Here is a 23,962-nt window from a genome sequence, read left to right on the forward strand (position 1 = left end):
CGGCCGGCGACTACTGGAGGATCTTAGCTCATTGTTACCTATACTCACAATGAACATCCTCCTGATATTGTTCCCGCATGACCACCCCCGACCCCGAGGGCCGGCTCGCCGAGCAGCTGCTGCGCCTCACCCGCCGGGTCCACCGCATCCAGAAGCGCCATCTGGAGCGCCGTGACCTGGGCGTCACCCCGGCCCAGTCCCGGCTGCTGCGCACCCTGGCGCACTACGCCTCACCGCCGCGCATGGCGGACCTCGCCGAGCGCCTGGAGGTGGTGCCGCGCGCGGTGACGACACTGGTCGACGGGTTGGAGGCGAACGGCATGGTGCGCCGGGCACCGGATCCGACGAACCGCCGGGTGACCCGGATCGAGCTGACCGACGAGGGGCGGGCGACGCTCGGGGAACTGCGCGCCGCACGCCGGTCGGCGGCGGAGGAGATCCTGGCCGCGCTCTCCGCCGAGCAGCGCGAACTGCTCGGCGGGCTGCTCGACACCCTCCTGGACGGCACGGTCGCCCAGCGCTGCTGAACCCTCGGGTCGGTGCCGGGCCGGTCCGGCGAGGGCGTGCGGCAACCGGGCGCCGCCGGAGGGCCGGTCGGAGGCGGTCCGCCTGCCGGGACTGCCGCCGCCTGTCTGGGACGGCGGTCCGCCTGCCCGGGACTGCGGGCCAGTACGGGACGGTGGCCGCGTCGCCCCCGGCACAAGGCCCCCGCGGCAACGGCCGTCACTCCGGTACGTCCGTCACTCCGGTACGTCCGTCACTCCGATACGGCCGTCACCCACCAGCAGCCGTCACCCAGCAACGGCCGTCACTCACCAGGGCTGTCGCTCAGCAACGCCGTCACTCAGCGACGGCTGTGTCTCAGCAACGGCTGTCGTCGTCGGCGAGCGCCCCTTGGACTGTCGTCAGTGAACGGTCGTAGCAGCCGTGCGAGCCGGACAGCCGGTAGCGTTCGCTCGTCGTACCGACCGCGTGCCGCTGGTCACGGGGCACGTTCAGGGTGTAGGTCGCGTCGCCGGAGTAGGTGTCGTCGAACCGCGACCACGAGAGGCGCCGACCGCCCAGGCCGGCCTCCACCGACGCCCGGTCGCCGAGGGTGAGAACCGTGCGCAGCCGGTCGTCCGCTCCGATGGTCGTCACGCCGTCCATCGTGTACGTCCGGTCCGTACGCGTGGTCCGGGCCACCCCGCCGGCGCCGACCGTGACGGACTCCCCGTCCGTCCAGGTGGCGTCGAGCCCGTCCGTTGTCTCACCGTCGGTCCAGCGGTGCGCGGAGGTGTTCGCCAGGGTACGGCTGACGGTGGTCGTCACCCGGCCGTGCGAGGTGTCCAGGTAACCCGCGACGGTCAACCGGTGACCGGCCCGGGTATCGACCCGGTGCTCCACGGAACCGGGCGTGTACGTGGAGGAGTTGACGAGGTCGGTCACCCGGTGCGTCGTGAGTCCGCCGGTGACCCGGGCGCGGTGCGGGTCCTGCCAGACGAGGACGTTCACCGGCGCGCTCCAGCCGGACTGCCCTTCGGGAACACCGTCCACGGATATCTCGACCCGGTGCGGACGGCCGTCGTTGAGCAACCCGGCGAACGGGGTCAGGTCGTACTCGACCGGCCGCACGTCGAAGGCGCGTGGGCCCGGAATCACGTACCAGAGGAAGGGGTTGGACCAGCCCCCCGTCCATACGTTCGGGAACGGCGCGGCGATCCCCGCCAGTTGGCCGTCGACCTTGATCCGCACCTCACGGTAGGGGCCCCGGTCGGCCTTGCAGGAGTACGGTGCGGGATCGGCCACGGTCAGGTACCAGAACTCCTCGCAACCGCCGCCGGATCCGGTGGCATACACCTCGGCGACGATGCGCTCGCTGTTGCGCGGAGTGGTGAGGGTGGTGCCCTGGCCGGTGTCGGTGAGGGTGAGGACCCGGTCCGGCGTGGCGACGGCCCTGCCCGCGTAGAAGGTCAGGGTGACCTTGACGTCGATGACACCGGTGTAAGTGTCGTCCACGACGTTCCCGATGAGCATCTCGACGTCCTGCGGATCGTTGAAGGTGTCGCTGTAGCGGGTGACGTCCTTCTCCACGGACCACTCGATACCGTCCGGCGAGGGCTCCGGCGTGGAAGTGCGCAGGATCTCGACCCCGCCGACGTGCAAATAGCCCAGCCGGTCGTACTGACGCCCGCGCACCTTGCCGTCGAGGCGCAGCACGACCTTGCTCCAGCGGTCACCGCAACCGCGCGGTGGCGTGTACCCGCCCCTGTACGGCGTGAAGTCGCGGAACTGGACCTCCGCGAGCGTGACCCGGCAGGACCTGGTACCCGGAACGGCGACCGGCGGCGCGGCGGTCACCGGGTCGTGCCAGTCGGTGCCGAACTCGGCCGGGACGTCGGCCGGAACCTCGGCCGGGGCGGGAACCCGGGGCTGGGTCGGGGCGGAAACCCCGGGCTGGGTCGGGATGTGTGCCCGAACCGGCAGGATCCGGGCCGAGGCCGCCGGGGAGCCGAGGAGGACGCTCGCCAAGAGGGCCACTCCTGCGAGCATGCACATGACTATCCGTCTTCTCATGGCCGGTGTTCTACGGGGCGGTCGGCCGTCTCGGCAATGCCGCGTCCAGCCGGACGAGGCCGCGCGGTCCCCTCCACCGGCAGGCTTGTCCGTTTCCGGCGCCACCGTGGAAAAACCCCTTGATTTTCGCCGTGCACCGACGCGAGCCTTGCACGGTTTGCTGCCGCCGCTCCTGTCCTCACCCCCGACCGATTCCGCCCTGACACGAACCACTGGGACCTCATGCAGATCCAAGACCTTCCGTATCCCGACCCGGGTGTGCCGGACGCACGCTCGGGCCCCCGATTCCTGTGGTGGCTCGGGCGCAATCAACTGGGTGGCCAGCTGAAGGCGCTGGCCTGGGGCCTGCTTCATTTCACCTCCGTCTCGTCGCTGCCGTTCTGCGTGGGCCTCGCCGTCCAGGCCGTCGTCGACCGCTCGGGCACCCGGCTCGCCCTGGCCGGCCTGCTGATGGCGGTCTGCGGGATCGGCGTCGCGGTGGGCGACACCTTCCTGCACCGGGCCGCCGTCACCAACTGGATCACCGCCGCCGCCCGCGTCCAGCAACTGCTCGCCCGCAAGGCCGCCCTGCTGGGTTCGGGGCTGACCCGACGGGTCGCGGCCGGTGAGGTGGTGGCCGTCTCGACCGGCGACGTCGAGAAGATCGGCTGGTTCGTCGAAGCCGTCTCCCGCTTCACCGCCGCCGCCCTGACGGTCGTCCTGGTCTGCGTCGGCCTGCTCGTCTATCAGCCCGCTCTCGGCGTCCTCGTGGCGGTCGGCCTGCCCTTGCTGGCCCTCGCGGTCCTGCCGCTGCTGCCCCGGGCCACCCGGCGCGCCGATCTCCAACGCGAGAAGGCGGGTCGGGCGACGGAACTGGCCTCGGACACCGTCGCAGGACTGCGGGTGCTGCGCGGCATCGGCGGCGAGGAACTGTTCCTCGACCGCTACCGGCGGGCCTCGCAGGACGTACGGCACGCCGCCGTACGCAGCGCCCGGATGTGGTCCCTGATCGCGGCACTCCAGGTGCTGCTGCCGGGCCTGCTGCTGGTCGCGGTCGTCTGGCACGGCATCGGCCTCGCCCGCCAGGGCCGTATCGAGGTCGGCGAACTGGTCACCGTCTACAGCGCGGTGATGATCCTCGCCTATCCGCTGCAGCACTTCCAGGAGATCGCCATGGCATACTCCTTCTCCCGCCCGTCGGCCGAGCGAGCCTCCCGCGTGCTGTCCCTGGAGCGGCATACGGACGCCGGCGGATCACGCGCGGCCGAGGTGCCCAGCGGTGATCTGTACGACCCGGCCACCGGCCTGCTCGCACCGGCCGGCCTGCTCACCGCCGTGGTGTGCGGGGACCCGGACGCGGCGGGACGTCTCGCCGATCGGCTGGGCGGCCATCCGGCCGAACCTGGGCCGTCGGTACTGCTCGGCGGCGTACCACTCGACGAACTCCCCCTCGACAGCGCCCGCACCGCCGTCCTGGTCCAGGACAAGGATCCGGTCCTGCTGTCCGGCACGCTCCGCGACCTCCTCGACGTACCCGTGTCCGCCGGCGTCCGCGCCGAGGACGCGCTGGCGGCCGCGCAGTGCGGCGACGTACTGGAAACACTCGTCGAGGGGTCCGCGGACACGCGGGATCCCATGGACGCCCGGATCACGGAACGGGGACGGTCCCTGTCCGGCGGCCAGCGCCAGCGGCTCGCGCTGGCCCGGTCGCTGGTCACCGATCCCGAGGTGCTCGTCCTGGACGAGCCGACCTCGGCCGTCGACTCGCACACCGAGGCGCGGATCGCGGAGGGCGTGCGGAAGCTGCGGACGGGACGTACGACGGTGGTGTTCACCTCGTCGCCGCTCGTCCTGGACCGCGCGGACCGGGTCGTGCTGGTGCACGGCGGCGAACTGACGGCCGTCGGCGTGCACCGCGATCTGCTGCGCACGGAACCTCGGTACCGGGCCGTCGTGACCCGCGAGACGGAGGACGAGTCGGTGGCGCTCGGAGCCCGGGACGACCGGGACGACCCGCGGGATCCGCTGGACGACCAAGCCGCCCTGCCGGGCGTCCTTGAAGAGATCGAGGAGAGCGCATGATCGGCGTTGCGCCACCGGCGTACGACCCGGCGGCCCCGACGACCGCCACCACCCTGCCCGTCGGCACCGCGAGGACCGTACGCGCCTACGTGGCCGAACTGTTCCGGCGGCACCGTCGCGCCTTCCTGCTCCTCATGGCCGTCAACACGATGGCCGTGGTCTCCTCCATGGCGGGCCCCTACCTCCTCGGCGGACTCGTGGAGCGGGTGTCCGACGAGGCGCGGGAACTGCACCTGGGCCTGACCGCCGGGCTGTTCGTGCTCGCGCTCGCCATACAGGCCGTGTTCGTGCGCGAGGTGCGGCTGCGCGGCGCGGTGCTCGGTGAGCGGATGCTGGCCGACCTGCGCGAGGACTTCCTCGTTCGTTCGGTCGGGCTGCCGCCCGGCGTCCTGGAACGCGCAGGCACCGGCGACCTGCTCTCCCGCATCACCACGGACATCGACCGGCTGGCCAACGCCATGCGCGAGGCCGTGCCGCAGCTGTCGATCGGCGTCGTCTGGGTGGCGCTGCTGCTCGCCGGACTCGTCGTCACGGCGCCGCCGCTCGCGGCGGCCGTCCTGCTCGCCGTGCCGCTGCTGGTGATCGGCTGCCGCTGGTACTTCAAACGGGCCCCGTCCGGCTACCGCTCGGAGGCCGCCGGATACGCCGCCGTGGCCGCCGCGCTCGCCGAGACCGTCGACGCCGGCCGCACCGTCGAGGCCCACCGTCTGGGCGCCCGGCGCATCGCCCTGTCGGAACGCCGGATCAAGGAATGGACCGCGTGGGAGCGGTACACCCTCTGGCTGCGGTCCGTGCTCTTTCCGGTCATCAGCCTCACCCACGTAGTGGTGCTCGGCTCGGTCCTGATGGCCGGCGGGGTCTTCGTCCTGCGGGGCTGGATCGGAGTGGGCCAGCTGACCACGGGTGCACTCATCGCGCAGATGCTCGTCGATCCGATCAACCTGATCCTGCGCTGGTACGACGAGGTGCAGGTGGCCCAGGTGTCGCTGGCGCGCCTGGTCGGGGTGCGGGAGATCGAGCCGGACGCCGGGGACGCAGAGCTGGCCCCCGAAGGCCGGGACGTACACGCGGACCGGGTGCACTTCGGCTACCGCGAGGGGGTCGACGTCCTGCGCGAGGTGTCGCTCTCGGTCGCGCCGGGCACCCGGCTCGCCCTGGTCGGTCCCTCGGGTGCGGGCAAGTCCACCCTGGGCAGACTGCTCGCGGGCATCTACGGGCCCCGCAACGGCCGGATCACCCTGGGCGGCGCCGAGCTGTCCCGGATGACCGCCGAACGTGTCCGCTCCCACGTCGCCCTCGTCAATCAGGAGCACCACGTGTTCGTGGGCACCCTGCGCGACAACCTGCTGCTCGCCCGCACCGACGCCGCGGACGCGGAGCTGTGGGCGGCACTGGGCGCGGTCGACGCGGACGGCTGGGCGCGGGACCTGGAGGACGGGCTGGACGCCAAGGTCGGCTCGGGCGGTCTGGCGCTCACCCCGGCACAGGCCCAGCAGATCGCCCTGGCCCGACTGGTGCTGGCCGACCCGCACACTCTGGTCCTGGACGAGGCGACCTCGCTCCTCGACCCCCGTGCGGCCCGTCACCTCGAACGCTCCCTGGCCCGTGTCCTGGACGGCCGCACCGTGGTCGCCATCGCCCACCGGCTGCACACCGCGCACGACGCCGACGTCATCGCCGTCGTCGAGAACGGCCGCATCAGCGAGCTGGGCAGCCACGGCGAGCTGGTCGCGGCCGACGGGGCGTACGCGGCGCTGTGGCGGTCCTGGCACGGGTGAGTGGAACACCGCGAACGCCACGAGTGGAGGCGGCGCCACGGACCGCGGTGTGTAGGAGCAGGCCAGCGCCTCGGATCGTCCAGGTGATCGGCGCACCGCCGGGTGCCCTGGCACCCATGGCATCGAGGGGTGGCGAGCGGGGCAGGCGGTAGGGCGAGACGCCCCGACGCCGGCGGTCACGCTGCTCGGGGGAGCGGGCCGCGGCGCAGGTGGAGCGGCGGACACGGGCGCGGGACGGGGGCCGTGGCGTTGCGCGGTCCCGAAGCGGAGTGAAAGGCTGGAGAACGGCACCGGTTCGGGGGATGCCCGGGAACCGTCGGGTTCGAGCCGGGTGAGACCTGTGCCCCGCGTGCCGGTGGTCCACCACCGACCATGGCGGGAACGGGCCGTCCCCACCACCTGGAGGTACCCGTGAACAGCTCCGACGGATGGGGGGACGACGTCTACCAGCCGGATGGATCCGAGATCCAGGAGGACTCGGGGCTGCTCGACGCCGAGGACACACTGGTCGACGACGGTGTCGAAGATCCACTCGACCGAGGCTGGTCTCCCCCCGAGAGGCCGTGGGCGGTGGAACACTCCGGTGTGACGGCGGCCGAGGGCCACGAGGGCGAGACGCTGGACCAGCGTCTGGCCGAGGAGCAGCCCGATCTCGCCGTACCCGACGGTGACGGCATCGGCGACTGCCAGGGCACCGACGGCGAACTGCTCGACAACGAGGTCGGCGACCTCCGCTCCGGCCGCCTCGTCGCACCCGACGAGGGTGCCCACGAGGACGATGAAAGCGCACTCGTCGCCACCGACGTGGGCATCGACGGCGCGGGTGCCTCCGCCGAAGAGGCCGCGATGCACGTCGTGGACGAGGACTCCTTCTCCACCTGAGCCCGGCCGCGCCCACCCGCCGGCCGTCCCGCGCGAGGAGCCGCCATGCACCAGGACAAGCACCCCGACTACCACCCCGTGGTCTTCCGCGACCGCTCCGCCGGCTACGCCTTCCTCACCCGGTCCACCGCCACCAGCGACCAGACCATCGACTGGGACGACGGCGAGACGTACCCGGTGGTGGACGTCGAGATCTCCTCGGAGAGCCACCCCTTCTACACGGGCAAGGCCCGCACGGTCGACTCGGAGGGCCGTGTCGCTCGCTTCGAGCGCCGGTACGGCGGGGCGGGGCGGGACTCCGCCGGGAGCGGCGGGGCCGCCTGACCCCGGAGCACCCGCCTCCGGACCGCCCGGCCGAACGGGCCACAGCCACCACCGACGCGCCCGCCCCCGTGCCGGAGCGCCCGCTCCGGCGCTGCGACCACGGCTCGAAACCCCTCCCGGACCACTGCCCGGACACCGCCCCGGTCCCGGTCCTCGGCCCCGGTCTCCACCCCGGCCTCGGCCCGGATCGGCGCCTGGGCCCCGGCACCGATCGCGGACCCCGCTCAGATCACGTTGAGCGCCGCCGCGCAGCCCACTCCGCCGAGCAGCATGAACACCGGCATCAGCACCTTCAGCTCGACCCAGCTGCCCGCCCGGAACCGCATGGCCTTGGGCGGACCCAGGGGGTACCAGCGCCTGCGGCCGACCGGGATCGGCCACAGGATCGGGCAACCGGAGACCGTCAGCGCGTCCCCGATGTCGTGCACCAGCGCCCCCAGCACGATGGGCAGCCCCAGCCACAGGTACTCCTGGCCGGGATCGGTGAACAGCCAGTCGGAACCATTGCCCGGTTTGTCCAGAACGCCGGCAAGGATCCACGCGCTGGTCGCGGCCAGCAACCACACCAGGATGTCGCTGCTGGACCCGCGGGCCGCCCGCCACAGCAGTCCCTCGATCGCCAGCACCATGTGGACGAAGAGGATCGCCAGCACCGCCCACCGGCCGCCGGTGAACGCCAGGGCCGAGGCACCCGCGCCGATCAGTACCGCCCACAGCCAGGTGTGCGTCAGCGTCCGGTGCCCACCGGAGCGACGTGTGTCGCCCCTCATCCGGGTGCCCTTGTAGACGGCGTAGGAGAGCTTGTCCACGATCTCGCACAGCCCTCGCGACAACGGCCCGAAGGCGCGCGAGATAGTGGCCGCCTTGTGATCGAGGTCCGGAGCGAGCGCCGCACCGGCGCTGATCAGGGCGCCCACCAGGAGGACCGGCCAGGGCATCGGATGCCCGGCCGCGGCGGCGGCCGCCCCGACGCCGAGCCAGGCCGCGGCCCCCGACAGTGAGTGTGCTGGTCCCATCATCGCCGTTGCCCGCCCCATTCCTCTTGTACCGCTGTCCAGTTGACCGGGTGCATTGACGCTCCGTCGGCGACACAGCGTAGCGGTAGCGATCTTCGTACTCGCAGCCGATTCCCGTATCCGCCGGGTCGCCAGGCAAGATGGGTGCGTGACCCTCATCGATCAGCTGCCACCGACCGCCGACCCCGACGCCCTCTACGAAGCCTTCGAGTCGTGGACGCGGGATCGCGGTCTCACGCTCTACCCCCATCAGGAGGAGGCGCTGATCGAGGTGGTCTCCGGCGCGAACGTGATCGTGTCGACGCCCACCGGGTCCGGCAAGAGCATGATCGCCGCGGGCGCCCACTTCGCCGCGCTGGCCCGGGACGAGGTCACCTTCTACACCGCTCCGATCAAGGCGCTCGTCTCGGAAAAGTTCTTCGAGCTGTGCAAAATGTTCGGCACCGAGAACGTCGGCATGCTGACCGGTGACGCCTCCGTCAACGCCGACGCCCCCGTGATCTGCTGCACGGCCGAGGTGCTGGCCTCCATCGCCCTGCGTGACGGCAAGGACGCGGACGTCGGCCAGGTCGTCATGGACGAGTTCCACTTCTACGCGGAGGGCGACCGCGGCTGGGCCTGGCAGATCCCGCTGCTGGAACTGCCACAGGCCCAGTTCGTCCTCATGTCGGCCACGCTCGGCGACGTGTCCTTCTTCGAGCAGGACCTCACCCGGCGCACCGGCCGGCCCACCTCCGTCGTCCGCTCGGCGACCCGTCCGGTGCCCCTCTCCTACGAGTACCGGTTCACCCCGCTCACGGAGACCCTCACCGACCTCCTCGAAACCAGGCAGGCCCCCGTCTACATCGTCCACTTCACGCAGGCGCAGGCCGTGGAGCGGGCACAGGCGCTGATGAGCATCAACATGTGCTCGCGCGAGGAGAAGGAGCAGATCGCCGAGTTGATCGGCAGTTTCCGCTTCACCACCAAATTCGGCCACAACCTCTCCCGTTACGTCCGTCATGGCATCGGTGTGCACCACGCCGGCATGCTGCCCAAGTACCGGCGGCTGGTGGAGAAGCTCGCCCAGGCCGGCTTGCTGAAGGTCATCTGCGGCACGGACACACTCGGTGTGGGCGTCAACGTGCCCATCCGGACCGTGTTGTTCACAGCGCTGACCAAGTACGACGGCAGCCGTGTCCGCACCCTGCGCGCCCGTGAGTTCCACCAGATCGCGGGCCGGGCCGGCCGGGCCGGATTCGACACCGCCGGTCTGGTCGTGGCGCAGGCTCCGGAGCACGTCATCGAGAACGAGAAGGCCCTCGCCAAGGCGGGCGACGACCCGAAGAAGCGCCGCAAGGTGGTCCGCAAAAAGGCGCCGGAGGGTTTCGTCGGCTGGACCGAGAACACCTTCGACAAGCTCATCGCCTCCGAGCCGGAGCCGTTGACCTCCCGTTTCCGGGTGACGCACACCATGTTGCTGTCGGTGATCGCACGTCCCGGCAATGCGTTCGAGGCGATGCGCCGGCTGCTGGAGGACAACCACGAGCCGCGCAGGCAGCAGCTGCGGCACATCCGCCGGGCGATCGCCATCTACCGCTCGCTGCTGGACGGCGGCATCGTCGAGAAGCTCGACAAACCGGACACCGAGGGCCGTATCGTCCGGCTCACGGTCGACCTTCAGCAGGACTTCGCCCTCAACCAGCCGCTGTCCACGTTCGCGCTAGCCGCGTTCGAACTGCTGGACCCGGAGTCGCCGTCGTACGCGCTGGACATGGTCTCCGTCGTGGAGTCCACCCTGGACGACCCGCGGCAGATCCTGGTCGCGCAGCAGAACAAGGCGCGTGGCGAGGCGGTCGCCGCGATGAAGGCGGACGGCGTCGAGTACGAGGAGCGCATGGAGCGCCTCCAGGACGTCACGTACCCGAAGCCCCTGGAGGAACTCCTCTTCCACGCGTACAACACCTACCGCAAGAGCCACCCCTGGGTCGGCGACCATCCTCTGTCGCCGAAGTCCGTCGTCCGCGACATGTACGAACGGGCCTTGTCCTTCACCGAGTTGGTGTCGTTCTATGAACTCGCACGCACCGAGGGCATCGTGCTGCGCTACCTGGCCGGCGCCTACAAGGCCCTGGAGCACACCGTCCCCGACGACCTGAAGTCCGAGGACCTCCAGGATCTGATCGCCTGGCTCGGCGAGATGGTGCGCCAGGTCGACTCCAGTCTGCTGGACGAATGGGAGCAGTTGGCCAATCCGGAGGAGATGACAGCCGAGGAGGCCCAGGAGCGGGCCGACGAGGTGAAACCCGTCACCGCCAACGCACGCGCCTTCCGGGTTCTGGTCCGCAACGCGATGTTCCGCCGGGTCGAACTCGCCGCCCTCGACCAGGTCGACGAACTCGGCGAGATGGACGCCGAGGCCGGCTGGGACGCGGATGCCTGGGGCGAGGCCATGGACAAGTACTGGGACGAGTACGAGGACCTGGGTACGGGCCCCGACGCACGCGGGCCCAAGCTGCTCGTGATCCAGGAGGAGCCGCGCAACGGTCTGTGGCGTGTCCGTCAGATCTTCGACGATCCGAACGACGATCACGACTGGGGCATCAGCGCGGAGGTCGACCTCACCGCGTCCGACGCCGAAGGCCGTGCGGTCGTCCGCGTCACCTCCGTCGGCCAGCTGTGAACACTGGAGAATCACGCCCATGACGAACCCCGCCGAAAGGCTTGTCGACCTGCTCGACCTGGAGCAGATCGAGGTCAACATCTTCCGTGGCCGCAGCCCGCAGGAATCCCTGCAACGGGTCTTCGGCGGCCAGGTCGCGGGCCAGGCGCTGGTCGCCGCGGGGCGCACCACGGACAACGAGCGCCCGGTGCACTCGCTGCACGCGTACTTCCTCCGCCCGGGCAGGCCGGGCGTGCCGATCGTGTACCAGGTGGAGCGCATCCGCGACGGGCGCTCGTTCACCACCCGGCGGGTCACGGCTGTGCAGCAGGGCCGCACGATCTTCAATCTGACCGCCTCCTTTCACAAACCCGAGGAAGGACCGTTCGAGCACCAGCTGCCGCCGGCCCGGGAGGTACCGGATCCGGAAACCCTGCCGACGATCGCCGACGAGATCCGTGAGCACCTCGGGGTCCTGCCGGATCAGCTGGAGCGGATGGCGCGCCGTCAGCCCTTCGACATCCGTTACGTCGACCGGCTGCGGTGGAACGCCGAGGACGTCAAGGACGCGGAGCCGCGCAGCGCGGTGTGGATGCGGGCGGTCGGCCCACTGGGCGACGATCCGCTGGTGCACACCTGCGCGCTCACCTACGCGAGCGACATGACCCTTCTCGACGCGGTGCGCATCCCCGTGGAACCGCTGTGGGGACGGCGGATCTTCGACCTGGCGTCCCTCGACCACGCCATGTGGTTCCACCGCCCGTTCCGCGCGGACGAGTGGTTGCTGTACGACCAGGAGTCACCGGTCGCGACCGGTGGCCGTGGGCTGGCCCGTGGTCGTATCTATGACAGGGCGGGGCGCCTGCTCGTGTCGGTCGTCCAGGAGGGCCTGTTCAGGGCCCTGTAGCCGAAGGGCTCGCGCTCTCGTGTGCCGGGTGCTTCCGCCGCGCAGCCGGCCGAGCAGTCCGCGGGGCCGCTCGGGTGTCCTGGCCGTGGGCGGGCCACAGCGAGGGGTGGCTGCCTTACTGCGAGCGGCCATCGGGGCCGGTCGCGGCGGGGGCTGGACGACGGGCGCGACAGAACGCGGTGCGGACCGCTGCGCACGCGCTTCGTCCACCACACGTGCCAGCTCGCTCCTCAGCCAGCCGATCTCGTCCTGCTGGTCCGCTGTCATGATCTTCTCCGCGAGGTGTGCGGAGGGCGATCCCGGCCGGCCGTGGACGGGCGGCCCTGGCCGGAAACGGTTGAGATGGGCACGGTCGTGGGCGTCCGGGACGACGTCCGCGACGTGGGCGGGGTCGCGGAAGGCGGCCACGGCCCCGGCGCGTTCCCATGGGTCGTCGGTCTGCCGCAGCAGGAATCCCAGGTGACGTCCGCGCCAGTTGCGGGGGCGGAGGTCGAGGCCGGCCCCGAGCCGGCCGCGCAGTTCCTCGGGCATACGGCCCGTCAGCAGGTCGGCGCGCTTGCCGTCGGCCCCGAACTGTCGTAGTTCGTCGGCCAGATAGAGCCAGACCACCGCACGATAACGATTGACGTAGAGCTTGACGGGCGCCACCAGGCCGAGGCGCGCGAGTCGGGTGAACCTGCCGGTCGGCACGTGCAGGAGAGCCGCGCCCGTCGCGGTGCCCACGGTCGCGACGTCCTCCCGGAGTGTTTCGGGGAAATTCTCCGCCGAGCACAGCCGATCGATCTCCGCCCGTGCGACCCGGCGTCCTCCGCCGCCCTCGTCCGGTACGGTCCGGATCCGCCCCAGATGCACGGCGAGATCGAACTCACCGCGCCTGAGTCCGAGTTCGCGTGCCGCGCGGCTCGGGGTGCAGGTGAGATGGCGAGGTGGTGTGACAGTGCTGCCCGGCATGGTGCTACTCCCCCGTGGAGTCGGTGCTCACGCTGTGTGCGTTCGCTGTGACATATGACGTTAGCCGCTCGCACGGATGTCGTGGCGAGCCTGTGGACAACTCCATCGGGCAGGAGAAATGCGCAGGTCAGAGAGGTGCGATCAGAGATCTTTTCGTCAGAGATCCGCCTGGGATACGGCAGAGATCTGCCAGGTGTCTGCCGTCACTGATCCGAGGCAGGTCCGCGCTCGGGTTGCCGGGCGTCCACGCCGAGGTGCTCACCGACCCGGTTGACGAGCAGTGTCATCTCGTAGGCGATCTGCCCGATGTCCACTTCGGCGCCGCTGAGCACGCACAGGCAGCTGCCGGATCCCGCGGCGCTCACGAACAGCACGGCGTCGTCGTATTCGATCATGGTCTGGCGTACTCTGCCCGCGCCGAAGTGGCGTCCCGAGCCCTTGGCGAGGCTGTGCAGCCCGGAGGCTATCGCGGCGAGGTGCTCGGCGTCCTCGCGGCGCAGGCCGGTACTCGCCCCCGTCACCAGCCCGTCGTTCGACAGCACCAGTGCGTGCCGTACGTGTTCCACGCGTTCGGTCAGGTCGTCGAGCAACCAACCGAGCCGCTGGTTCTGCGCCATGTTCCGTCTCCCCGTGTGATGTCGCCCTCTGGCCGGAGGATCCCCCAGCCAGCCTTACCCACGACCGTCGTCCCGGCAAGGAGGATGGGAGGCATGGCACAGAAGATGACCGATGAGGAATGGCGGGCGTTCGTCTCTGACGGCACCCGCACCGGAAAGCTGTCCACCGTACGGGCCGACGGGAGCCCGCACGTCGCCCCGATCTGGTTCCTGCTGGACGGGGACGACGTGGTCTTCAACACGGGAAAGGAGACGGTGAAAGGGCGCAATCTGGCCCGTGACGGGCGGGTCGCGCTGTGTGTGGACGACGACCGGCCGCCGTTCCACTTCGTCGTGCTGAACGGGCAGGCCCGGCTGTCGGAGGATCTCGACGAGATCCGGCACTGGGCGACCAGGATCGGGGCCAGGTACATGGGCGAGGAGCGCGCGGAGGAGTTCGGCGCGCGCAACGGGGTACCGGGTGAACTGTTGGTCCGTGTCGCCGTGGACAAGGTGGTGGCAGTTCGGGATCTGGCGGACTGACGGCGTTTCAGTGCAGCGCCGCCGGGTCGGGGTAGGGCGTACTCGCGACGCCCGGCCCGGCGGTGTGCCCGCCGGAGGCGGGGACCCTGGGACCGGTGAAAGCTGTGGTGGCGAACCAGTCGTGGCGCGAGCGGCGGGTGGCTCCGCGCGCGGATGGGGCGGCGCCGCACCGGCCCCGGCCCCGGCCCCGAGCCGACACGTGCCACCGCCCATGGCAGCCCACGGACGGCCGGCCGAATGCGATGTGATCCAGATGTTCCAGGACCCGGACACCAGCCGGAAGCGGACGGGCGAAGGGGATCTTTGTCGAGAGGCGTCGGTATCCGACACGGAAAATGTCCCGACCCGATCGCTTCACGCTCGGACACGGGCGCGGAGGCGCCTTTCGTGCCGGTGCGGGATCATGCGGAACATGAGCGACGACCACACACATGTGCAGGAGTTCTTCACCGCCCGCGCGGCCGATTGGGACCGGCGGTTCCCGGACGACGGCCCGGCCTACGCCGCCGCCGTCACCGCTCTTGGACTGCGCCCCGGGGACCGCGTGCTCGACGCGGGGTGCGGTACTGGCCGAGCCCTGCCGCCGCTGCGCGCGGCCGTGGGCACCTCGGGAGTGGTCGTGGGCGTCGACCTGACTCCGGCGATGCTCCATGAGGTGGTCCGTGCCGGTCGGGAGCGGGACGGCCGGCTGCTGCTCGCCGACGTGGTCGCGCTACCGCTGCGTACGGCGGCGTTCGACGCCGTGTTCGCCGCCGGGCTGATCGCGCATCTCCCTCATCCCGGCGCGGATCTAAGGGAGTTGGCTCGTGTGGTGCGGCCGGGCGGCACGCTGGCCCTGTTCCATCCGATCGGCCGCGCGGCGCTCGCGGCCCGCCAGGGGCGGCGGATCACGCCGGACGACCTGCGCGCCGAAGCCAACCTGCGGCCGTTGCTGACGGGTTCGGGGTGGCGTATGACCTCGTACGTCGATGAGGACGCCCGGTTTCTCGCCCTGGCGGTCCGGGAGGGCTGAGCACGGCCGGGGCGCCCCACCAGGCGGGAGCCTGCCCCTTCTCGGCGCCCCGTCCGCCTCAGCCGAACCCCCGTCCTCCCGGTCTGCTCCCCTCCGCCACCGATCTGCCCTCTTCTGTCACCGCGGCCGTGACCTTACGTTGAGAAGAGCAGGCGAAGGACGGAAGACGGCTCGGCACTGGAGGAAGGTGGTCCGCATGTTCGACAGGATCCGCGCGTACATCGCCGGATTCGGCGGTTCCGCACCCGCGGAGAACGCCGGACTTCGTGAACGACGTGCCCACAACTTGTTCGAAGCTGCTGCCGCCCATGTGGCGGCCCGTGCGGAGGACGACCAGGACCAGATCGACGAGACGGCGGCCTGGGTGTCGCCGGAGGCGTTGTCGTTCGGCGTGAGCGAACTTGCCTGTCGGGCCGTCATCGCACTGGCCCGGGAGCGTGACGAGTCGCCGCGCGCGGTGGCCCGTGACCTCCTGGGTCTGCCGGCGGCCTGATGGCGTATCCGCCGCTACTCCGCGGTCGTTTCGCCCGCTCCAGGCGGAGAACCGCAGCTCCTGGTGTGAAAGAGAGTCGTGACAACTGGCTTCCGGTCACACTATGGTGCGCGCCGTTGGACGAACCACTGGGGAGGCTGGGATGGCCGGGACGGACGAGGAGGTCGTCGCCGCCGCGGACGATGCGTTGTACGTGCTCACGGCAGTACTGCTGACGCCCGCGCAATTTCCGAGCGTGCTGGGCGACGACTATCCGGCGGCGTGCGCGGCGCTCGGCCTTGCGCCGCTGGCCGACGGGTACGGTCTGGTGCTCGGCCAGGACGGTGCGGGTGCCCGCTGGACGGTCGTCATCGACGACGTCTCGCTGGTAGCCGTGGCGATCGCGTCCTGGGACTGCGGCATGGAGCACGACCTGTCGCCGGACGAGCGCACGGTCGTCGCGGCTCTACCGGGCTGGCCGCTCTCGGTCGCGGTAGCCGCGCCGGGGGTGCCGGCGCCGCACGACCCGGGTCCTGATGTGGTGGACGGCCCGCGGTTGACTCCGCCGGACACCAGTACCTGGGGCCCGGCCCAGCGGCGGCTGGGCGCCGACGAGATCGCGTTGCAGTGGGCGGTCTGGCGCGAGCAGATCGACGAGGCCGACCTCCCCGCGCCCGCATCGGCTCCACGGCGCGTCCCCGCAGCGGTCTCGGAACCGGCCGCGGAAGCAGCCTCGGACGAGGCGCCGGAAGCCGCTTCGGAGGGGGCGTCGGAAGCCGCTTCGGAGGGGGCGTCGGAACCGGCTGCGGGCCACCGTGGCATCCGGCGCGTATTGGCCGAGGCCAGGGCCTACGTGGATGCGCCACCGCCCCTCGGCCGGATCCGCTCGGCCTTCGCACCGGGCAACGCCCGGACGCTCCGCGCCGACGGCCCTGGCTGGTCGCTGGTGGCCCGCACCGACGACATCGCCTTCGTCCTGCTGGACGACGAGCCCGGTGAGGTACTGCCGGTGGGCCGCGGCCCGGAGTTGCCCGGCCTTCTGGAAGCCCTCGACAAGTTGGCCGTACGCCCCAGTTGACCGCCCCCGGGCCCGCGTCCCTGGCATGGTGCGGGCCCTGCCGCCTGTAACCGCCCGGTCCGCCTCCAGGTCCCTCGGGCGGCGTCCGGGACGGTGCACAGGCACGGAACCGGTGTCCGGGCGGTGCATACGCACGAAGCCACGTTCTTGTGGCCGGAGCGACCGTTCAGCCCTGCCATGGCACCCGGCCCGGAAGGCCGCCGACACGAGCGGTCCGACGGGATCAGCCCGACGCAGCAGCTGTCACAGGCGCCGAGAGCCCCGTGCGGGCACGATGAGCGCGGCGGTCGCCCCCTCGTTCCGGCGAGGCCAGACCGTGCCAGAGCGATCGGAAACGCCGGGATCACGGCGACGACGCCGTCGCGTCACCGCCCCCGACCATGCCGGCAGATCCAGGGGCGGCGATGGGATCGGCTGCCGCGCGCCGAAGGGGCCACAAGGTGCCGAAGGGCGGCACGCCGCAGCACCGGTCTCTCAGCGCCCGATTTCCTTTCGGGCCACTCGGCGCAGCCTGCGCCGCTGTGAAGGGTCCAGCGTCAGATACGCGGCGGCCGGAACCCCCACCACGATCAGGAACGCCACCCACCAAGGCAGCCATATCAGCAGGATGAGCCCGACCGCCACACCCCCTGCGGCGATCTTCGCGTTCTTCGACATGTGCGTCGCCTCCTTCGCGGCCACTGCCGCTCTCTGTTGTGAAAACGGGCCCGTGCTTCCCACGGTTCCGGACCGCGACCCTGAGACGTCCCTGATACGCGTCCCTTACGCATCCCTGAGGCCGGACTTCTCTGCCGCCTGTCGAACACCAAGTGAAGTGACTCAGGTCACAGCGTAGCCGTTCGGGGTCGGCCGCGGCCGTGAGGTACCTTCGGCAGCCTCTCCCCCCAGTAGTCAAATTTGAGGAGACGGGTCGAGCCGTGCAGAGCATCACCGCGGTGCCATCCTCCGAGTCGACCGAACTGAGCCACTGCTGTGCCGTGTTCCTGCCGGCCGATCCCGCACGAGCCGGCCACGTCGCCTTCTGGCGGCCGGACGGTCCCCCGCCCGCCACCGCCGGCTCGGGTGCCGTCACGGACCTGGGCGTGGCAGTACCCGGCGAGCACGGGATCGAGCGGGTACGCCTACCGGCGGTGCTACTACCGGTACGCGCCGCCCTGCCGGTGCTCACACGCGCGCGTACCGACACGCGTGCGGACCGGGCCACCGCGTTCTGGGGTTCGGCAGCAGTGCTGGCCCTGCACTTCCTGGCCCGCGGCCTTTTGCTGCCCGGGCTCTCCCCCGCCGATCACGACGCCTGGCGGATCGGTCCCCTGTCCGCAGGTGACGCGGAACTGGTCCGCGAGCTGGCGGCCTCGATGCCGCCCGAGGCACACGCCGTCCCGGTGAGCGACGCGGGGCCGCCCAGGCTGCCCGATCCGGAACTGCTGCTGCGCTCCTTCCTGGACGCCATCGCCGACACGCTCCCCCGCTCCCCCGCCGCGCCGCTGGTCACCGGCGGCCCGGCGTACGCGGCGGCACAGCCGCAGCACCTGCCCCGGCAGCGGGCGTGGGCGGACGACGTGGCCGCGGGCCACGACGCCGGCGTACGGCTCTCGCTACGGATCGAGGTGCAGGGCCTCGACGACGCGCTCCACGACGCCGCCGCGCCACGGTTCCGCGCTGTGCTCCAGGTGCACACCGTCGGCGGACCGGCGTCGGTCGCGGACGCCGCCGAGGTGTGGTCCGGCGGCCCGGCGGTCACGTCCTTCGGCCCCCGCGCGCGGCTGGACGCACTGCTGGCCCTGCGCCGCGCCGCCCGCGCCTGGCCGCCGCTCACGGCCCTGCTCTCGGCGACCGTACCGGACCGCGTCGAACTCGCTGACGACGAGGTAGCCGAACTCCTCGGAGCGGGCACCCGGGCGCTGTCCGCGGCGGGCGTCGAAGTGCACTGGCCCAAGGAACTGTCACGGGACCTGTCCGCCGGAGTGGACATCGGCCCGCCGGGCGACGGGGACACACGGGCCGCGGAACGCACGCGGATGCCCTCGTTCCTCTCCGCCGACGCACGGCTCGCGTTCACCTGGCGGTTCACGCTGGACGGCCGGGAACTCTCCCGTGCGGAGCTGGACCGGATGGCGGACGCCGGACGCCCCCTCGTGCGGCTGCACGACCAGTGGGTGCTGATCGACCCTCAGGAGGCGCGTCACGCCCGCGCGCGGCAGGACCGCGCCGTCACGCCCGTCGAGGCGCTCGGCGCCGCACTGACCGGCTCCACGGAGGTCGACGGCCGCAGGGTCGACGTACGTCCCACCGGGTGGCTGGCGGAGCTGCGGAAGCGGCTCATGGCGCCCGAGGGGCAGCAGCCGGTCGGCCCGCCCGCGGCGCTCGCCGCCACCCTGCGCGACTACCAGGTGCGTGGTTTCAGCTGGCTGGCCCGGATGACGTCCCTGGGGCTCGGCTGCTGCCTGGCGGACGACATGGGGCTCGGCAAGACGGTCACGCTGATCGCCCTGCATCTGCGCCGCCAGGCGAACGCCGCCGCGGCAGGTCCCACGCTCGTGGTCTGTCCGACGTCCCTGCTGGGCAACTGGCAGCGCGAGATCGAGAGGTTCGCGCCCGGCACACCGGTGCGTCGCTTCCACGGCCCGGGGCGCAGTCTGGACTCCCCGGCAGACGGGGAGTTCGTCCTCACGACCTACGGCACGCTCCGCCTGCACGCGGGGCGGCTCGCCGGGGTTCCCTGGGGGATGGTCGTCGCCGACGAGGCCCAGCACGTGAAGAATCCGTACTCGGCGACCGCGCGGGCCCTGCGCTCCGTCGAGGCACGCGCGCGCGTGGCGCTCACCGGCACCCCCGTGGAGAACAACCTCTCGGAACTGTGGGCGATCCTCGACTGGACGACCCCGGGGCTGCTCGGGCCCCACGGCGCGTTCCGCGCCCGGTTCGCCCAGGCGGTCGAGGGCGCCCGTGACCCCGCCGCCGCGCAGCGGCTCGCCCGGCTGGTGGGGCCGTTCCTGCTGCGCCGCCGCAAGTCGGATCCGGGGATCGCGCCCGAGCTGCCGCCGAAGACCGAGACCGATCATGCCGTGCCGCTGACCGGGGAACAGGCGGGCCTGTACGAGGCCCTGGTCCGGGAGACGCTGGAGGCGATCTCGAAGGCCGACGGTATGGCACGCCGGGGACTGGTCGTGAAGCTGTTGACCGGACTGAAGCAGATCTGCAATCACCCGGCGCAGTTCCTCAAGGAGGACGATCCGCGGATCGCGGGACGGTCGGGCAAGCTGGACTCGCTCGACGAGCTCCTCGACACGATCCTCTCCGAGGGGGCGGGCGTTCTCGTCTTCACGCAGTACGTGCGGATGGCACGCCTCCTGGAACGGCATCTCGCGGCCCGTGGGGTGCCCACGCAACTGCTGCACGGCGGCACGCCCGTGGCCGAGCGCGAAACGCTGGTGCGGCGCTTCCAGGCGGGCGAGGTGCCCGTCTTCCTGCTCTCCTTGAGGGCTGCCGGGACGGGGCTGAACCTGACCCGGGCCGAACGCGTCGTGCACTACGACCGCTGGTGGAACCCCGCGGTGGAGGCGCAGGCCACCGACCGGGCGTACCGCATCGGGCAGACCCGGCCCGTACAGGTGCACCGGCTGATCGCCGAGGGAACCGTCGAGGACCGCATCGCGGAGTTGCTCGGCCGCAAACGGGAACTGGCCGACGCCGTCCTCGGTTCCGCCGAGGCGGCCTTCACGGAACTGACCGACCGGGAGCTGGCCGACCTGGTGGAACTGCGCGGGGAGGCGCGATGACCCGGTACGAGGAGGAGGCCGAGCGGACGTTCCCCGCTCGGCCGCCCGCGCGCGGACGGGGCTTCGCGCAGACGTGGTGGGGCCGGGCATGGCTGCGTGCCCTGGAGGACACGGCCCTGGACGGGGCGCAGGTGAAGGCGGGACGCCGGCTCGCGCGCTCGGGAGCGGTGGGCGCGGTGTCGGTGCGGCCCGGCCGGGTCACGGCCGTCGTCCGCGACCCCGGCCGGGCGGCGCACCGTGCGGACGTCCTGCTGCCGGAGCTGTCGGACGAACAGTGGGTCCGGTTCCTCGACCTGGCCGTCGAGCGCGCCGGGCACCTGGCGGCGCTGCTCGACCGCGAGATGCCACCGCACCTGGTCGAGGACTCGGCGGCCGCGGGCATCGAACTGCTCCCCGGGCTGGGTGACCTGGAGCCGGAGTGCGACTGCGGAGCCTGGGACCACTGCGGGCACACCGCGGCGCTGTGCCACCAGGTGGCGCGACTGCTGGACGAGGATCCCTTCGTGCTGCTGCTGTTGCGGGGGCGGGACAGGCAGGTCCTTGTGGACGCCCTGCACCTGCGTACCGCGGTGCCCGAGGCGACGGAAGAGGCGCCGGAAGGGGTGGACGCCGCGGAAGCCTGGGCGGCCGGTGACATCCTGCCTCCCCTGCCGGCTCCGCCCGTCCTTCCGGACGCGCCTGGCCGGCCGCCGTCCTTCGACGCCGAGGCTACGCCCGCGCCCGGCATCGACCCGGTTCCCCTCGGCCACCTCGCCGCGCGGACCTCCGTGGAGGCGTACCGCCTGCTCGCCGTGGCACTCCACGGACCGGAAGGGGCGCGGGACGAACCGGAGCCGACGCTCGGGCAGGACGTCGTGCGGCTCGCCACCGGGGCTCCTGCGGGGCCCGTGGCCCACCGGCTGGCGGACGGGTCGGGGCGCGGTCGGGAAGGGCTGGCGACGGCCGTGCGCGCCTGGCGTCTCGGGGGCGTGGAGGCGCTGTCCGTGCTCGACGAGGAGTGGCCGGTGGAGGGAGCCGCCCTGGCACGCGCGTGTGCCGTTCTGGATGCCGCCTGGGACGAGGACGACCGGCCGGTGTTCGATCGGACGGGCAACCGGTGGACGGTGCGAGGTGAGGGCGTCCAACTGCGGTGGGGACGGGACGGCCGCTGGTGGCCCTTCCGCGCGGACGGTCACTGGATCCCGGCGGGGGACGCGGCGCGGGATCCCGCCACGGCACTCGCGGCGGCACGGTTCTCCGTCGCCGCGGAGCACGAGGGGCCGCCGACGGGCCCCGACGGCTCGACGACCGCGCGGGGGTGACGGACTAACGGCTGCCGGGCCAACACGGCGCGACGACTGGACGAGTGGGCGACACACGTGTTCATCCGGCAGTCGCACCGGATTCCGCCCGGGGATCAAATGTGGCCGCCGTCATGGAGCTTGACCCGAACTTGCCCCTGGGAGAGCCGGTGTCCTCATACGCCACCGGCCGAAGTCCGGCTGACCGGGAACGCCATCGAGGTGATCGACGCGATCCCGCTCACCACGCCCTCCGGGAAAGGCCGTCACCGGACTGTCCAACCAGAAAGGACGCGACCAGGCTCCCACGGTCACGACGCCACGACGTCGCCCTCACTGAAGCAGTCGGACGATCCGGTTGCCGCCGGGGTCCCCGTGCTCGGCAAGCTGCTCGCGGTGGACCTCGGCACGGTGGCCGGTGTGCGCGGGAAGATCGAGGGAATCGCGCGCGTGGACCGCGACACGCTCGCCCTCATCGACGACAACGACTTCGGGATGACCGGCGGCTCGGGCGCCTTCGACCCTGGGCAGTCGGCTCGTGGACAGCGGCATCGAGACCACCGTGGTCTACGTCCGGCTGACCAAGGGCGCCTGAAGGGCTCCGAGCCGGAGCACAGCCGCGCCGGACGATCGTCCGCACGCGCGCGTGGGGCGGCAGGAAATCCGCCGCCCCACGCGCGCGCGATCGTTCCCCCACACGCGTGCGCAACCGTTCCCACCCACGCGTGCACAGGCATTCCCACACGCGCGTGCGGTGAGCCCCACACGCGCGTGCGTTCAGCCCCTGGCGCCGAGAAGGTGGTCCATGGCGAGCTGGTCGAGGTGTTCGAAGGCCATGCCGCGGGCGGCGGCGGCCGCCACGTCGAAGTCCTCGTAGGCGCCGCGGTCGGCCAGGAGTTCCCGCAGGCCGTCGGCGGCGGTGGGCTGCGCGAGCTGGTCGAGGCGGGCGGCCCGGAGGGCTTCCTGGACCTCGGGGTCGGCCCGGAAGGCGGCGGCGCGGTCCTTCAGGATGAGGTAGTTGCGCATGCAGCCGGCCGCGGAGGCCCATACGCCGTCGAGGTCCTCGGTCCGCGGGGGCTTGAAGTCGAAGTGGCGCGGGCCGTCGTAGCCCGCGTTCTCCAGGAGGTCGACCAGCCAGAACGCGGCGCGCAGGTCGCCGGCGCCGAATCGCAGGTCCTGGTCGTACTTGATGCCGTTCTGGCCGTTGAGGTCGAGGTGGAAGAGCTTGCCCGCCCACAGGGCCTGGGCGATGCCGTGGGGGTAGTTGAGACCGGCCATCTGCTCATGGCCGACTTCGGGGTTGACGCCGTACAGCTCGGGGCGCTCCAGGCGCTCGATGAAGGCGAGCGCATGGCCGACGGTGGGCAGCAGGATGTCGCCGCGGGGCTCGTTCGGCTTGGGCTCGATGGCGAAGCGCAGGTCGTAGCCCTGGGCGGTGACGTACTCGCCGAGCAGGTCGAATGCCTCCTTCATGCGGTCGAGGGCGGCACGGATGTCCTTGGCGCCGCCGGATTCGGCGCCTTCCCGGCCGCCCCAGGCGACATAGGTCGTCGCGCCCAGTTCGGCGGCCAGGTCGATGTTGCGGATGGTCTTGCGCAGGGCGTAGCGGCGCACGTCGCGGTCGTTGGCGGTGAACGCGCCGTCCTTGAAGACGGGGTGGGTGAAGAGGTTGGTGGTGGCCATGGGCACTTTCATGCCGGTGGCGTCAAGGGCCTGGCGGAACCGCTTGATGTGCGACTCACGCTCGGTGTCGGAGGAACCGAAGGGGATCAGGTCGTCGTCGTGGAAGGTCACTCCGTAGGCGCCGAGCTCCGCCAGGCGCTGCACCGATTCGACGGGGTCGAGGGCCCGGCGGGTGGCGTCCCCGAACGGGTCCCTGCCCTGCCAGCCGACGGTCCACAGACCGAAGGTGAACCTGTCCTCAGGGGTGGGCCGGTAGTTCATGCCGCGGCTCCTTGCTCGCTTGCGACTATTTCGTCATGGCGGTTTACAAATTAGTATGCGGTCGCATCCCTGGGAAGGGAGAAGATGTCCCCGAAGGGGTGACGCCCGGTCGTCGCCCATCCGGACAGGCCGAAAACTCAAG

General features: G+C 71.6%; 19 protein-coding genes and 1 pseudogene. 14 read left to right on the forward strand and 6 right to left on the reverse strand.

Features of this window, described 5'->3' with window-relative positions; genetic code table 11:
• Positions 1-77: 77 nt before the first annotated feature.
• Positions 78-527, forward strand: coding sequence for a MarR family winged helix-turn-helix transcriptional regulator (locus ACFC09_RS13720; RefSeq protein WP_376527014.1), 450 nt, complete (start codon positions 78-80; stop codon positions 525-527).
• Between the two features lie 334 nt (positions 528-861).
• Here the strand turns inward: ACFC09_RS13720 and ACFC09_RS13725 are convergent, their stop codons facing one another.
• Positions 862-2,556 (reverse strand): peptide-N4-asparagine amidase, encoded by a 1,695-nt coding sequence (locus ACFC09_RS13725; protein ID WP_376527016.1) that lies wholly within the window; start codon positions 2,554-2,556, stop codon positions 862-864.
• Positions 2,557-2,778: 222 nt separating this feature from the next.
• On the opposite strand from ACFC09_RS13725, the gene ACFC09_RS13730 reads away from it, so the two are divergent.
• From ACFC09_RS13730 to ACFC09_RS13745, 4 genes are all read left to right on the forward strand, one after another.
• Positions 2,779-4,617 carry an ABC transporter transmembrane domain-containing protein gene (locus ACFC09_RS13730; protein WP_376527018.1) on the forward strand — a complete coding sequence of 613 codons (1,839 nt, stop codon included), beginning with the start codon at positions 2,779-2,781 and terminating at the stop codon, positions 4,615-4,617.
• On the forward strand, positions 4,614-6,395 hold the full coding sequence (locus tag ACFC09_RS13735; RefSeq protein ID WP_376527020.1) for an ABC transporter ATP-binding protein: 1,782 nt from the start codon (positions 4,614-4,616) through the stop codon (positions 6,393-6,395). The genes ACFC09_RS13730 and ACFC09_RS13735 overlap by 4 nt, the downstream gene beginning before the upstream one ends.
• Before the next feature lie 411 nt (positions 6,396-6,806).
• Positions 6,807-7,277: a DUF5709 domain-containing protein gene (locus tag ACFC09_RS13740; RefSeq protein WP_376527022.1), complete on the forward strand. Its 471-nt coding sequence runs from the start codon at positions 6,807-6,809 to the stop codon at positions 7,275-7,277.
• A 45-nt stretch (positions 7,278-7,322) separates the two neighbouring features.
• Positions 7,323-7,601: a type B 50S ribosomal protein L31 gene (locus ACFC09_RS13745; protein ID WP_376527024.1), complete on the forward strand. Its 279-nt coding sequence runs from the start codon at positions 7,323-7,325 to the stop codon at positions 7,599-7,601.
• Positions 7,602-7,825: 224 nt separating this feature from the next.
• On the opposite strand, the gene ACFC09_RS13750 is transcribed toward ACFC09_RS13745, so the two are convergent.
• Positions 7,826-8,620 (reverse strand): metal-dependent hydrolase, encoded by a 795-nt coding sequence (locus ACFC09_RS13750; protein ID WP_376527026.1) that lies wholly within the window; start codon positions 8,618-8,620, stop codon positions 7,826-7,828.
• Between the two features lie 145 nt (positions 8,621-8,765).
• Between ACFC09_RS13750 and ACFC09_RS13755 the strand changes: the two genes are divergently transcribed.
• Positions 8,766-11,279: a DEAD/DEAH box helicase gene (locus ACFC09_RS13755; protein WP_376527028.1), complete on the forward strand. Its 2,514-nt coding sequence runs from the start codon at positions 8,766-8,768 to the stop codon at positions 11,277-11,279.
• A gap of 19 nt (positions 11,280-11,298) precedes the next feature.
• On the forward strand, positions 11,299-12,165 hold the full coding sequence (locus ACFC09_RS13760) for an acyl-CoA thioesterase (protein ID WP_376527030.1): 867 nt from the start codon (positions 11,299-11,301) through the stop codon (positions 12,163-12,165).
• Here the strand turns inward: ACFC09_RS13760 and ACFC09_RS13765 are convergent.
• Together ACFC09_RS13765 and ACFC09_RS13770 are read right to left on the reverse strand one after the other, a co-directional pair.
• Complete coding sequence (locus ACFC09_RS13765) at positions 12,058-13,116, reverse strand: DUF6397 family protein (protein ID WP_376527032.1); 1,059 nt, start codon at positions 13,114-13,116, stop codon at positions 12,058-12,060. The genes ACFC09_RS13760 and ACFC09_RS13765 overlap by 108 nt on opposite strands.
• A gap of 203 nt (positions 13,117-13,319) precedes the next feature.
• The gene (locus ACFC09_RS13770; protein ID WP_376527034.1) at positions 13,320-13,733 is read right to left on the reverse strand and encodes a roadblock/LC7 domain-containing protein; all 414 of its coding nucleotides are present in this window, start codon (positions 13,731-13,733) and stop codon (positions 13,320-13,322) included.
• A gap of 93 nt (positions 13,734-13,826) precedes the next feature.
• On the opposite strand from ACFC09_RS13770, the gene ACFC09_RS13775 reads away from it, so the two are divergent.
• The 4 genes from ACFC09_RS13775 (at position 13,827) to ACFC09_RS13790 (ending at position 16,817) form a co-directional block, all read left to right on the forward strand.
• A complete protein-coding gene (locus tag ACFC09_RS13775) occupies positions 13,827-14,255 on the forward strand; it encodes a PPOX class F420-dependent oxidoreductase (protein WP_376527036.1) in 429 nt (142 codons plus the stop codon).
• A 412-nt stretch (positions 14,256-14,667) separates the two neighbouring features.
• Positions 14,668-15,267, forward strand: a complete 600-nt coding sequence (locus tag ACFC09_RS13780; RefSeq protein ID WP_376527038.1) for a class I SAM-dependent methyltransferase — start codon at positions 14,668-14,670, stop codon at positions 15,265-15,267.
• Between the two features lie 196 nt (positions 15,268-15,463).
• Complete coding sequence (locus tag ACFC09_RS13785) at positions 15,464-15,760, forward strand: hypothetical protein (protein ID WP_376527040.1); 297 nt, start codon at positions 15,464-15,466, stop codon at positions 15,758-15,760.
• Between the two features lie 142 nt (positions 15,761-15,902).
• The gene (locus ACFC09_RS13790) at positions 15,903-16,817 is read left to right on the forward strand and encodes a hypothetical protein (protein WP_376527042.1); all 915 of its coding nucleotides are present in this window, start codon (positions 15,903-15,905) and stop codon (positions 16,815-16,817) included.
• 474 nt (positions 16,818-17,291) lie between these two features.
• Here ACFC09_RS13790 and ACFC09_RS13795 read toward each other — a convergent pair whose 3' ends face one another.
• Complete coding sequence (locus ACFC09_RS13795; RefSeq protein WP_061917615.1) at positions 17,292-17,474, reverse strand: hypothetical protein; 183 nt, start codon at positions 17,472-17,474, stop codon at positions 17,292-17,294.
• 260 nt (positions 17,475-17,734) lie between these two features.
• Between ACFC09_RS13795 and ACFC09_RS13800 the strand changes: the two genes are divergently transcribed.
• The 3 genes and pseudogenes from ACFC09_RS13800 to ACFC09_RS13810 all read left to right on the forward strand — a co-directional run.
• Complete coding sequence (locus ACFC09_RS13800) at positions 17,735-20,596, forward strand: DEAD/DEAH box helicase (RefSeq protein ID WP_376527044.1); 2,862 nt, start codon at positions 17,735-17,737, stop codon at positions 20,594-20,596.
• A complete protein-coding gene (locus ACFC09_RS13805) occupies positions 20,593-21,897 on the forward strand; it encodes an SWF or SNF family helicase (protein ID WP_376527046.1) in 1,305 nt (434 codons plus the stop codon). The genes ACFC09_RS13800 and ACFC09_RS13805 overlap by 4 nt, the downstream gene beginning before the upstream one ends.
• 294 nt (positions 21,898-22,191) lie before the next feature.
• Positions 22,192-22,471, forward strand: a pseudogene (locus ACFC09_RS13810) (esterase-like activity of phytase family protein); the annotation flags it as partial.
• A 182-nt stretch (positions 22,472-22,653) separates the two neighbouring features.
• Here the strand turns inward: ACFC09_RS13810 and xylA are convergent.
• Entirely contained in the window at positions 22,654-23,820 is a 1,167-nt protein-coding gene (gene xylA / locus ACFC09_RS13815) for a xylose isomerase (RefSeq protein ID WP_376527048.1), read from the reverse strand.
• Positions 23,821-23,962 lie beyond the last annotated feature (142 nt).

The sequence above is a fragment of the Streptomyces sp. NPDC056161 genome (assembly GCF_042268025.1).
In the GTDB taxonomy this organism is placed as follows: Bacteria; Actinomycetota; Actinomycetes; order Streptomycetales; family Streptomycetaceae; genus Streptomyces.